The organism is Alphaproteobacteria bacterium, assembly GCA_023898725.1.
Lineage (GTDB): Bacteria > Pseudomonadota > Alphaproteobacteria > JAUHZC01 > JAUHZC01.
Genome location: CP060236.1, coordinates 744,006 through 756,239, shown reverse-complemented (window position 1 = coordinate 756,239; position 12,234 = coordinate 744,006). Strand labels below are relative to the sequence as shown.

Genomic DNA, 12,234 nt, shown 5'->3' with positions numbered 1-12,234 from the left:
CACAATCAAACACATTCTAACAAAGAAGCTTGCAGATTGAAATCCTTTAGAAATCTTCCTACAAACAGCACATTGCCCCATCCATGTCTTGGGGACATAAAAATGGGATAACGCATGCTATTGATGACGAATACCCCTCTATCGCAAAGAGTGGGTCACAAAAAAACGTTGTCTCAATACCTTACACACATTTGTTGGCAACACATACGTATAAGTATGTCTGTAAGTCAACTGAATTCCTCGCATTTTGATTAAAGGGTAATACGAAAATCGTGGCGCAATCGGTCTCCAATGCGGGTACGAATTATTTCACCTAAATGCGCCCCAATGCGGGCATAATCATGTACATCACCATAGATAACATCCCGAAATATTTCAGAGCCATCTGGCCGAATAACAGCACCCTCAAGGCGAATTTGATCATTTTCCGTAATAGCAAGTGCAGCAATTGGCGTACGGCAAGAGCCATCGAGATGACGCAGAAAAGCACGCTCCGCCATAACCTCACGGTAACTTTGTTCATGATTCAAAGGCTTTGTCAAAGAAATCAGAACATCATCATCGGCCCGACACTGCAGCGCAACAGCCCCTTGCGCAACCGCTGGAAGCATTCGTTCTGTAGACATAATTTCACGAATACAGGGCTTTAAACCTAGTCGTTCCAAACCAATCGCCGCTAGAAATGTGGCATCGGCCTCACCTGAGGCCATTTTTTTGAGTCTGGTTTCCACATTTCCGCGAAAGGGAACAATCTGCAAATCCGGGCGCATCAACCGTGAAAACGCTTCACGACGCAGTGAACACGTTCCAACCACAGCATACTGCGGAAGATCACTAAAGCGGGCATAACCGTTCGATACAAACGCATCGCGTGGATCATCACGGGGCATAACCGCACTAATAGGAAGGCCATCTGGCAGACGCGTTGCCATGTCTTTGAGCGAGTGCAACGCAAGGTCAATACGATTATCCCTCAAGGCTTCTTCCAATTCTTTTGTGAAAAGTCCCTTCCCACCAAAATCTGCCAGTCGCACAGCATAAAGAGTGTCTCCAGTTGTGCGAATGTTCACATACTCAATCGTCACATCAGGTGCATACATTTGTATCGCCTTGCCCGCCCGATGGGCTTGATGAACAGCAAGAGGACTAGCACGGCTGCCTATGCGTATTTTTTGACCCAAACTCCCCAAGCCTTGACAATTATTAATGCCCACACCATAAAAAACATATTCATAAAAAACAACATAATTAACAGCTACAGGAAAGACTTTTGCAAACCCATGGATAGTGATCATCACATGAATGTACTAGCTATCGAAACAAGTTGCGATGAAACTGCTCTTGCCGTTGTCAGTAACAAAGGGACTATCCATGCAAGCACCATTTACTCGCAATTCCCTGAACACGCCGCTTATGGAGGGGTTGTACCAGAGATAGCTGCCCGTACACACCTAACAAAACTGCCAACTCTGTTAGAAAAAACACTCGGTGAGGCAGAACTCTCTCTCAAGGATATTGATGCTATTTGCGCAACAGCTGGGCCCGGACTTATCGGTGGCCTTTTGGTAGGGCTCAATTACGCAAAAGCACTGGCTTTTTCACTCGAAAAACCCTTCTACAGCATTAATCACCTTGCAGGACATGCTTTGTCTGTGCGCCTCCATGAAACAGTTGCGTTTCCGTATATGCTTCTGCTTGTTTCAGGGGGACATACACAACTGATTGTGGTTCATAGCTCCTCACGTTTCACATTACTGGGTGAAAGTCGCGATGATGCGGCAGGAGAAACCTTTGACAAAACCGCAAAACTTTTGGGTCTTCCTCAGCCCGGAGGACCCAATATCGAAAAATGGGCGCTGTCAGGCAATGCACATGCGTATAACTTTCCACACCCCTTCGCCAATGAATCTCACTGCGATTTTTCTTTCTCAGGGCTCAAAACAGCCGTACGCACCTGCATAGCCAACACAAGCGAAAACGAGAAAGCTAATATTGCCGCTAGTTTTCAGCGCACAGTCGCGGAGATTCTCTACGAACGATCATGCCAAGCGTTGGCAACTTGTAGCATCCAAAAAATCCCCGTGAAAAGCTTCGTTATTGCCGGAGGCGTTGCAGCTAATAATTTTATACGTAATGCCCTCATAAAACTAGAGAAAAAATTTCAAATTTCTTGTATATTTCCTCCTATATCACTTTGTACAGATAACGCAGCCATGATCGCTTGGGCATGTATCGAACAAATACGGGATGGCTCAGCAACACCAAACATGCGGGCTGCAGCCACGCCGCGCTGGCCGCTTAATCAACTGAACCGTGAAGGAACAACGAAATGACAAAAGTTGTCGTTATTGGTGCAGGAGCATGGGGCACAGCGCTCGCATCTGCGTTTCAAAAAGCCGAGAATATCGTTTCTCTCTACACGATTGAAAAAGATGTCGCAACACAGATTAACGCCGATCATGAAAACAAAAAACGCTTACCCGGCGTGAAGCTTTCTCCTGCAATTCGGGCAACACTAAAGCCTGCGTGCCTTAAGGATGCCCACATTGTTGTTCTGGCTCAACCGGCACAAGCAACCCGTGAGGTGGTTACAAAGCTCAAACCTTTTATTGGAAAAGATAGCTATATTATTGTCGGCTCTAAAGGCATCGAAGGCAGCACAGGAGAGTTACTCAGCAGTGTCATTGCCAGCATTCTCCCTGAACAACCTATAGCTGTCCTTTCAGGACCAGCCTTTGCGTTACCATTGGCACAACATAGGGCCACAGCCTGCACACTTGCAAGCGCCCGCATCTCGGCTAGTCGTTGGTTAGCCAGCACCCTAAGCAGTAAAACGTTCCGACTATACCCAACAGATGACATGATTGGTTGCCAGTTAGGGGGTGCCCTCAAAAACGTTATTGCGATTGCATCCGGCATTACAGAAGGTGCAGCCATGGGAGAAAATGCCCGTGCAGCCATTATTACGCGAGGCTTACATGAAATCGCACGCCTGGGTGTAATAATGGGAGGGCGTACCGAAACACTTATGGGTCTCTCTGGACTCGGTGATATGATTCTTACGGCTGCATCGCACACATCACGCAATTTTCAGCTCGGGTATGCTATTGGTCAAGGGGAAAGTATCGCAGAGCTTATGCAGGACGCCACCATTACACGTGAGGGGATTTTTACCGTCAAGGCTGCTCATATTCTCAAACAGAAATATGATGTTGATATGCCCATACTAGAGACAATGCATATGATATTATACGATGGCGCTTCTGTTCAAAAAGCATATGATGCTCTACTAAACCGCCCCTTGCGTACAGAGGAAAGAGCATAAAATGAATACATGGTTGATGAAAACAGAACCGGGAACCTATTCGTGGAGCAATCTACGCACAGATCAGCAAACTTCCTGGGATGGGGTGCGTAATTATCAAGCCAGCAATAATATGAAACGTATGGCTATTGGTGATAAAGCCTTTTTTTATCACTCTATCCGTGAAAAATCTATCGTGGGTATCGTGAGTATTGTGCAAACATATCACCCAGACCCAACGGATGATACAGGCAGATTTGGCATGGTTACTGTTGCTATGGATGCCCCGCTCTATCGACCTGTCACGCTGTCAGAAATGAAAACTAATGGAATACTTCAGACAATGCCTCTCATTACACAATCACGGCTATCTGTGATGCCTGTCACTCCCAGTCAATGGAGGGAAGTGCTGATCCTAAGCGGAAATATTGCGGGATGAAAAGAGGGGTACAACTACTTTCCACCAAACAAATTCTTCTGACAATCTTGGTGGGTATCATTCCACTTGTTATCCTCTATATGCCAAAAGCAACGCCAATTATCTGTGTTTTGCTCACAGGCACTATGTTTCTTTACCCACGTAACCCCCATCACCTAACGATTAGCCCCCTGTCTATGCTGGGGATTGCTAGTATAGGGTATGTGGGAGCAACATATTTATGGTCTATTAACACCGAATATGCCGGTCAAACAATACTACAGCTTATGGGAACAGGGCTTCTAACCGTCTGGACGACTATTCTCGTTGCACAACAACCCGCACATACAATCAATCTTCACACGCTGCGTTGGTTTAAGGTAGCACTAATCATTGCGAGTATTTTTGTATTTATTGACGTGTATACCCATGGATTTTTCTGGAATTATCTGAAAAAATCATTATACGTCAACACTTCGTTTAATAAAACATTAGCGATAACGATTATTCTTTCCTCTGTATTCATTTCTCCAATTTTCTATCCCAAAGAACACAAGGAGCGAACAAATGATATATTTATCATAATATGGTTTGTGACTCTTTTATGCGCAACATATATGAGCGAAAGTGATGCAGCAAAACTAGCCCTTGGAGTAGGGATTATTAGCGTATTTCTTGAAAAGAGAATTTCGCATTTTTACGCCTTCGCGCGCTACGGCTTTGTTCTTTACGTATGTTGCGTTCCCTTACTTTTTTACGCTGTACTCACACCTGAAAACATTCGGTACTTTGAAAGTTTTCTTGGGCAATCGAGTATGCACCGTTTGCATTCATGGGCACACTTTAACACGTTCATTAGTCAGCGCCCCCTTATTGGTTGGGGAATTGGCTCTACCCTTACCCAACCCCTGCAAGGAAATGTTGTGCTTTTTCAAAAATTCATTACCGAAACCAGCACATACCCCCATAATTTTGCACAGCAGGTTTGGATCGAAGGTGGTTTTATCGGAGCCTTTTTAACCGCTGGGTTTGGATGGCTTACAAATAAGCGTATCACTCAACTGCCAAACACAATCCGGAAAAACTTTCTTTTTTTATGGGTATTCACAGTAGTTATTCTCTCATTTGGGATCAGTATCTGGCATTACTGGTACTGGTGTACTATTATCATAGCCACAACACTTTCGAAGCTTGCTCTTGCCAACCCACACACTACGACACATGACCCATGAAACGCTTTAGCTCACACAAATCACCCCCCTTACGCAAGAATACCCGCCCATCTCTTTTTCTGCGCGTGAAAAAAACAATTGGCATAATCAGCCGTGACATTTACAAAACTCTTGCTACGTTTCGTGTGTGGCAAAAGAGCCTACGCCCAACCCAGATTGTATTTGTGCATGATGTTGGCATGATGGCTTTAGCGTCATTAGGCCCCCTAGGATTGATTAATCCAGAGCACTTTTCGTTGATTGGTGTATGGTTTATCATGCGTTATGCTTGTGTATACGGTCTTGTGAGCATCGCTGTTTTCATATGGCTGCGCCCTAATCGTCACTCTTGGAAGTACCTTTCTTCGATTGATATTATGCGTGTTATCCTATCAATTTTTTATGTGAACGCCCTCTTTTTTATTCTTCAAGCAAAGCTTTTGTCTTTACCTGATAGTGCAATTCGCATCAGTCTTTTGACCAGCATCATTAGCTTTGTTTTCTTAGCACTTCCACGCTTCTTGTATTACGCGTTCCATAAGAACTGGCTGTTACCCAGATTTTTTCGCAACGAAAAAAAAGTTTTACGCGCGCTTGTTATTGGAGCAACAGATGATGCAGAGCGTTATTTGCGCCATACAAGCAAATACCATCAAAGTCCCTATGAAATTGTCGGAATTCTAGACGACACATCCCATAAACGAGGGCAATCTATCCATGGTATAAGTGTAATCGGCGCGTTCTCAGACCTACAGCATATCTTGAGGCACTACCAACGACGCAACAAGCCCATCAACACACTCCTAATTGCGGACATTAGCATGTATGGGCCTGCCGTGAGACCTCTTGTGGCGCTTCAAGAAATTTTTGCCATTGACTTGTTGCGCATCACAGGTGTGAATGAAATGACGAAATCTTTTTCAGAAAAGATCAGTCCACGGCCCTTACTGCTAGAGAATTTCCGAACAGACGCAAAACTCCCGGCATCTCTTACATTTCTGCAAAAAAAACTCAAAGACAAAAGCGTAATGATCATCGGTGCCAATCATGGAATTTCACCCAGTTTGTGGCGAGCATTCGTAACAATGGAGGTATCACGCTTAAGTGTTATAAACTATACGCGTCATGAGAACCCAGATCTTCAATCAGCTATTACGCAGTCACCCAGTCATGTGCACATAAAAACCTATATGAACGATCTGTCCTCAAAAACTACATTGACACGTATTTTGAAAGAAGAGCTCCCAGACTTTATTATTGTCGCAGCCGAGTTTGTTTCTGAAAAAAATATAGAGACTCAACCAGCACAAAGTTTTCACTTCAATATTTCGCCGCTTATTCTGGCGCGCGACTGCATCCAAAAGATAGCGACACCCCATACAGTGTTACTTTCCTCGATACAATCACCCTCCACTAATGAGTCTTCTGCTGACTTGCAATGGCAATTGTTGGAGCAAAGCTACATGGCATCGCTTAACAAAACGTGCACTATTTTGCGCTTGCCTCCTATTCTTGAGGATCCTTATGGCGTTCCCGCAACGATCATTAATAATGCCATGGATAACCAGCCCATTTTTTTAGACAAACCTGATACGAAGAGCTATTTTCAATCACAGAAAAACGCAGCAACATTTGTATTGAATGGTCTTCAGGTATATCTCCAAAAACGCCAACCTCTTATTATTAGTCCTGTTTTTGAAGCACCAGTCAATATATGTGAGGCCGTGCACAAAACACTCAACGCACTTGGTATTCATCCAGATTTCGACCAGCGTATTCATTACGCCACACATCAAATAGCCCCATCAAATACAAAAGTAGTGCAGAAACACACGGAAAAGTCCCTCGCATCAACCCACCAGGGCTTGCGCCTTTTTACGCCGCACAATTCCAGCATAACTATTCATTCTGGGCTTTCCTTGCTTGTCAAAAATGCACGAGAGGGAAATGACTTTGCGGTTGAAAAATACTTACGATCTATGGGAAATAAAAAACATCTCCGTGAAAAACGCACATAAAAAAACCCCTAAGATTGGGGTTTTTGCTTTCACAGGAACAAAAATACTTTTACTTCAGAGCTGTCACTGATTCCATTTCATGATGTTTCTCAGAATTGTCGGCGGCCCCCTTGGTAATCTTTTTTGCTTCTGCCATTGCTACTTTGTTGAGCTGCTTGCTTTTCGCAGAGGATATTTCTTTCATCACCAACGATTTTGTCATTTCCTTTGATTCTTTTGTTGCAGGTGCAGGAAGCATATTACTAGCCATTGATGGTTTCTGCTTTGGTTTTGTTAGATTTTTTTCATCAATTTTACATGTGGCAAACATGGGAATTGCCCCCATTCCATAATAGGAAACAGGGGTACGGCCGAACCGTGTCCAGTCAACGGAAAAACCACCGACGACAACGGCTACAACAAATAAAGGAAGAGCAATCTTTCCAACGAAACTGCTATTTTTCTTGTTTTTCATAGAATTTCTCAAATAAATACATATATACTTTATTTTAAAAGTATTAATACTTAGTTAAGCTCTATTTTTGAAGTATTTGTTTCTTACGAAGCATACGATCACAATAAACATTTCATTTTTATTCCGTTCTCAGCCAATGTACCAGTATATGCTCCATGTACGGAAGCACCAGGAATGAATCCACATTTCCTATACACATACTGCGCCACCTGATTTGACTGACGCACCACTAACACAGCTGTTCGGATTCCTTGTGTACGCCATACTGCACACAAATGCCGAAGCAAAACAGTTGCATAGCCTTTATGCTGGTAAAGAGGATCTGTCGCCATGCTGATAACTTCTGCCGAATCACCTCCTGTCATATAGCAACAGGTGGAATAAATGCTGTCGGTCGTGGCTATAGCCATTGCGTGTCCATAGGCAAGAAAAGATTCAAATCTTTCCACGGGCCACTGCTCGCCAGGAGATCGGCAAAAACATCGATGAAAAATAGCACTCATTTCTGTCGCACGCGCCTGACACGCAGAGGTGCCCAAAAACTCATACTGTGGAGGAACGAGTAACATCAGGAGCCCGGATATAAAATGGTTTCAGCTCTGACAATTGATGGTTTTCGGCGTATAAAACATCACGCACAAGCAGAACATCAAGAGATGTCACTGCCAACTCTTGACTAGAGGCAGTTGTGTCAGTACGCAGATAAACAGGGACATCTGCAGGAAGCAATCCCTGGTAAGGTGTATCATGGTCCCCGTGATGGCGCCAGTATTGGCAGAAATAATCTCCTTGATGGCTGCGCTGAGCCGTACAAAATGGAAACGATGCTCCTTCCCGCGTGGCCTTACACGCCATAACAGAAAACGCTGTGATACCACATACCGGAATTCCATGCGGAGCGGCAAGACCAAGGGTCGTCGCCACAGCAACACGAATTCCGGTGAATGAACCAGGACCCAAAACAACCCAGATTTCTGTCAAATCACGTATCTTGCGGTCAGCCTGTATGAGCAAAGCCTGAATAGTTGGTATTATCTCTGTGCCTTGGGATCGTTGATCATGCAAAAATGCTGTCTGCATTTTAGCTGAAGCAAGCAATGACAGTGTCCCTGGTGTAACGGTTAGGTCAATGCTTAGAATATTCATACGTGCAGCTACCTTGTGTAAGTATTGGAATTTTGTTAGGGTCTTATAGTTTTCCACAAAATATGGCATGTCTTTAGTTAAAATTGAACCCCAAAAACACGATGTGATCCTTTCTATCGCCTATGGGACACACAATAACGTTACTGGTAAACCTCTTTATCGTAATCCAGCATGCTTCCTGCGCCCAGAAGCAGAACGTTGCCTTATAAAATCCATCGATCTTGCCGCGGCACTAGGGTATCGCATTAAGATTTGGGATGCCTTTCGCCCACAACAGGCGCAGCAGAAACTATGGGACCATACACCCAATGCGAGCTTTGTTGCTCCCCCGGAGCGTGGATCTCCGCATACACGAGGAGTTGCGGTAGACTTAACATTAGTGGACGCACAGGGCAACGATTTGGATATGGGGACGGGCTTTGATGACTTCACGGAAAACTCATTTCACTCCCACCTGGGTATTTCCCGTGAGGCACAAATCAATCGGCGAATTCTCTTAGGGATTATGACTGCCAGTGGGTGGGATTATTTTGAAAATGAGTGGTGGCACTATCAATTACATGGCAGCAAGGATTTCCCTCTTATTACTGCCGGTTCCGAATCTGATGCCATGATGGGCTAAGAAATTTTCTTCAAAAGCAGTGTTGACCACTCTCCTTTTGTATGATGCTCACACATCGTAAGTCCCATAGGGATGTATTTTTGAATAATTGACTGTGACTGCTCATTCAAAAGACCCGAAAGGATTAAAAAGCCCTGCGAACATAGGGCCCCATAAAATTGGGATGCCAAATCCAATAAAGGCTGGGCCAAAATATTTGCAACAATGATATCATACCCTCGAACACCTTTTAAAAGAACCCGGTCACTCACAAATACACGCACACTATCACCAACGCCATTACGTTCGACATTTTCCACACACACGCGTATCGCTTCTGGATCGCAATCAACCGCTGTCACTGCCAGGTGGTCCCAGATTTTGGCTGCAGCTATCCCTAAAATTCCTGATCCTGTACCCATGTCCAGAAGATGATACGGTTTTTTCGCATAAGGTTCACGAGGAAGCTTATCAAGAATACTCAAACACCCCTGTGTTGTTTCATGATGACCTGAGCCGAAGGCAGTAGCCGCCCCAATCACCAGTGGTAGTGTGTCTTTAGGAGTATTTCCCTCATATTCACTGCTGTGTACATAAAACCTTCCGACCGTAAAGGGGGCAAAAAGTTTTGCATTTTCTGTAAGCCAGTTTTTTTCTTCTACTTTTGTTACTGTCATTTCAGGTGTAGCAAGACCCAAAACGCGGCAATATTTGGTGAGATACTGCTGCCAGTATTCACTATTTGGTTCTGTTGAAAAAATAACGGTTACCTGCCACTCAAACTGCTTAGGAACCTCTTTCCAGCTCAACGATACGATCTCATCTTCATCAAACGCCATAGTGATACTGTTCAGGGCTTCAAGTGGACTCATGAAATTCAGTTGCCACATCCGTACGATTTATCCTTGTGCTTTGGTTAAAAAACTGGCCAACACTTTTTTCAACCCCGTATGATCAAAAAATACCGACAACTTGTCGTCCTCAACGGATTTGATGTGCCCGTAACCAAATTTATCATGAAACACACGCTCACCAACTGTGTAATCACTCTCGGACGAACGTACAAATCTACGCTGTGAAAATGACGGCGCGCGGCTTGGCATATGTGTGTACGAGGTGCTCCTTGGATTACATGCAAGGCTTCCGTGTGTTTCAATATGATGAGGAGGTATTTCAGTAATAAAGCGCGAAGGGGGGTTGCTTTGCCAACGCCCTTGAATACGGCGATTCACAGCATAGGTTATATATGCCTTGCGACGTGCTCGCGTTAAGCCAACATAGGCCAAGCGACGCTCTTCCTCAAGACCCGCACGCCCAAGGTCATCTAATGCACGCGGATTAGGAAAAACTCCCTCCTCCCATCCCGTGAGAAAAACGTGAGAAAACTCAAGACCTTTTGCGGCATGCAATGTCATAACCGTTACAACATCTGTACGCGCATTCGCCAGATTATCCGCGACTAAGCTCACATGATCAAGAAAACCATCAATGTTTTCAAAGCCCTCAAGTGCTGTGACCAACTCTTTTAAGTTATCCAGGCGCCCCGGAGAATCAGGTGACTTATCATTCTGCCACATACTCACATAGCCAGACTCTTCAAGCATTACTTTCGCAAATTCCGCCGGTGCCATCTCACGCATGACCCCGCGCATGCGATGAATAAAACCGAAAAAATCCCGCAATTTTGTACGAACTCCTGCTTTTAACTCATCCGTTTCGATGAGCTGTAGAGCAGCTTCTGGTAATGACCAGTGTGCATGGCGCGCTGTTGTATGCAACACCTGAAGGGTTGCCCCACCAATCCCGCGTCGGGGTACATTTACAATGCGCTCAAATGCCATGCCATCATTTGGGCGCGCTATCAAGCGTAAGTACGCGATGGCATCCCGAATTTCTTGACGTTCATAAAACCGTGCACCTCCCACAACTTTATAGGGGATACCAGCTATTAAAAACCGTTCTTCAAATTCACGCGTCTGATAAGCGGCACGCACCAGAACAGCCGTATCACTTAAATGTTCTCCTGCGCGTTGGATAGATTCAATCGTATCAGCAACATAGAGAGCCTCTTCTTCGCTTTCCCACACATTTTTCAGCTGTACTTTGGCACCAGCGTCATACTCCGTCCACAGCTCTTTCCCCAGGCGCTCTTTGTTTTTTGCGATTAACCCTGACGCAGCCCCCAAAATATGCCCTGTAGAACGATAATTTTGTTCCAAGCGAATAACTTTTGCCCCTGGAAAATCTTTCTCAAATCGCAGAATGTTGGTAATTTCAGCCCCACGCCAACCATAAATGGATTGGTCTTCATCTCCTACACAGCAAATATTGTGTGACGATCCCGCCAGCGCTTTCAACCACAGATACTGTGCCGTATTTGTATCTTGATATTCATCCACCAAAACATACTGAAATTGTGCTTGATACCGCTCTAAAACATCAGGGTAGCGTGCGAATAGTTCTAGTGCCATCATCAACAGATCACCAAAATCAAAAGCATTGAGTGTTTTTAAACGGGCCTGATAAAGAGGATAAACATGCGCAGCAGGAGATCCTCCCTCGTGTTGGGTAATTTTTTCAGCTGTGAGTGCTTTATCTTTCCATCGGCTGATGATCGAAAGAATCAAGCGTGGGGGATACTTTTTAATATCGATATTTTCCGCTTCAAGGAGCTGCTTGATAAGACGCTGTTGGTCATCTGTATCCAAAATAGAAAAACCTGCTGTACGCCCCACACGCTCCGCATGAATGCGTAACATTCGCACACACAGTGCATGAAAAGTGCCAATCCAAAGCCCTGAAGTGGGATAGGCAATCATTTTTTCCACCCTCATTCGCATTTCATGCGATGCTTTATTTGTAAAAGTCACTGCCAGGATGTTCGCTGGTGGTACCTTTTGGTGTGTGATGAGGTTCCCCAAACGTGTTGTAAGAACACGGGTTTTCCCCGTTCCAGCTCCCGCTAGCACAAGAAGTGGTCCGGTAACATGAAGAATCGCTTCTTTTTGTTGAGGGTTCAGTGTAGCAAGATCAAGGGAGTTCCCTGATGCATCAGTTGCCATTGTTGAGCATCCTCTTGTTG

General features: G+C 44.7%; 12 protein-coding genes. 6 read left to right on the top strand and 6 right to left on the bottom strand.

The window, feature by feature from the left end:
- Window positions 1–251 precede the first annotated feature (251 nt).
- Window positions 252–1,298, bottom strand: a complete 1,047-nt coding sequence (gene hemC, locus H6849_03485) for a hydroxymethylbilane synthase (protein ID USO01138.1) — start codon at window positions 1,296–1,298, stop codon at window positions 252–254.
- On the opposite strand from hemC, the gene tsaD reads away from it, so the two are divergent.
- From tsaD to H6849_03460, 5 genes are read left to right on the top strand one after another with little or no spacing between them, the layout of a single operon-like run.
- Window positions 1,299–2,333 (top strand): tRNA (adenosine(37)-N6)-threonylcarbamoyltransferase complex transferase subunit TsaD, encoded by a 1,035-nt coding sequence (gene tsaD, locus H6849_03480; protein USO01918.1) that lies wholly within the window; start codon window positions 1,299–1,301, stop codon window positions 2,331–2,333. It begins immediately after the preceding gene.
- A complete protein-coding gene (locus H6849_03475; protein USO01137.1) occupies window positions 2,330–3,325 on the top strand; it encodes an NAD(P)-dependent glycerol-3-phosphate dehydrogenase in 996 nt (331 codons plus the stop codon). Before tsaD ends, H6849_03475 begins: the two co-directional genes overlap by 4 nt.
- Before the next feature lies 1 nt (window position 3,326).
- Window positions 3,327–3,743, top strand: coding sequence for an EVE domain-containing protein (locus H6849_03470; protein ID USO01136.1), 417 nt, complete (start codon window positions 3,327–3,329; stop codon window positions 3,741–3,743).
- Window positions 3,740–4,954, top strand: coding sequence for an O-antigen ligase family protein (locus H6849_03465; GenBank protein ID USO01135.1), 1,215 nt, complete (start codon window positions 3,740–3,742; stop codon window positions 4,952–4,954). Before H6849_03470 ends, H6849_03465 begins: the two co-directional genes overlap by 4 nt.
- Window positions 4,951–6,951: a hypothetical protein gene (locus H6849_03460; GenBank protein USO01134.1), complete on the top strand. Its 2,001-nt coding sequence runs from the start codon at window positions 4,951–4,953 to the stop codon at window positions 6,949–6,951. Before H6849_03465 ends, H6849_03460 begins: the two co-directional genes overlap by 4 nt.
- Window positions 6,952–7,000: 49 nt before the next feature.
- On the opposite strand, the gene H6849_03455 is transcribed toward H6849_03460, so the two are convergent.
- The 3 genes from H6849_03455 to tsaB all read right to left on the bottom strand — a co-directional run bounded on the left by H6849_03455 (window position 7,001) and on the right by tsaB (window position 8,551).
- Window positions 7,001–7,405, bottom strand: a complete 405-nt coding sequence (locus tag H6849_03455) for a hypothetical protein (protein USO01133.1) — start codon at window positions 7,403–7,405, stop codon at window positions 7,001–7,003.
- A 98-nt stretch (window positions 7,406–7,503) separates the two neighbouring features.
- Complete coding sequence (locus H6849_03450) at window positions 7,504–7,974, bottom strand: GNAT family N-acetyltransferase (protein USO01132.1); 471 nt, start codon at window positions 7,972–7,974, stop codon at window positions 7,504–7,506.
- Window positions 7,949–8,551 (bottom strand): tRNA (adenosine(37)-N6)-threonylcarbamoyltransferase complex dimerization subunit type 1 TsaB, encoded by a 603-nt coding sequence (gene tsaB / locus H6849_03445; GenBank protein USO01131.1) that lies wholly within the window; start codon window positions 8,549–8,551, stop codon window positions 7,949–7,951. The genes H6849_03450 and tsaB overlap by 26 nt, the downstream gene beginning before the upstream one ends.
- 67 nt (window positions 8,552–8,618) lie before the next feature.
- Here tsaB and ddpX point away from each other — a divergent pair, with 67 nt between their 5' ends.
- Complete coding sequence (gene ddpX, locus H6849_03440; protein USO01130.1) at window positions 8,619–9,173, top strand: D-alanyl-D-alanine dipeptidase; 555 nt, start codon at window positions 8,619–8,621, stop codon at window positions 9,171–9,173.
- Here the strand turns inward: ddpX and H6849_03435 are convergent.
- Entirely contained in the window at window positions 9,170–10,024 is an 855-nt protein-coding gene (locus H6849_03435) for a 50S ribosomal protein L11 methyltransferase (protein USO01129.1), read from the bottom strand. The genes ddpX and H6849_03435 overlap by 4 nt on opposite strands.
- Before the next feature lie 27 nt (window positions 10,025–10,051).
- A complete protein-coding gene (locus H6849_03430; protein USO01917.1) occupies window positions 10,052–12,214 on the bottom strand; it encodes a UvrD-helicase domain-containing protein in 2,163 nt (720 codons plus the stop codon).
- Between the last annotated feature and the right edge of the window lie 20 nt (window positions 12,215–12,234).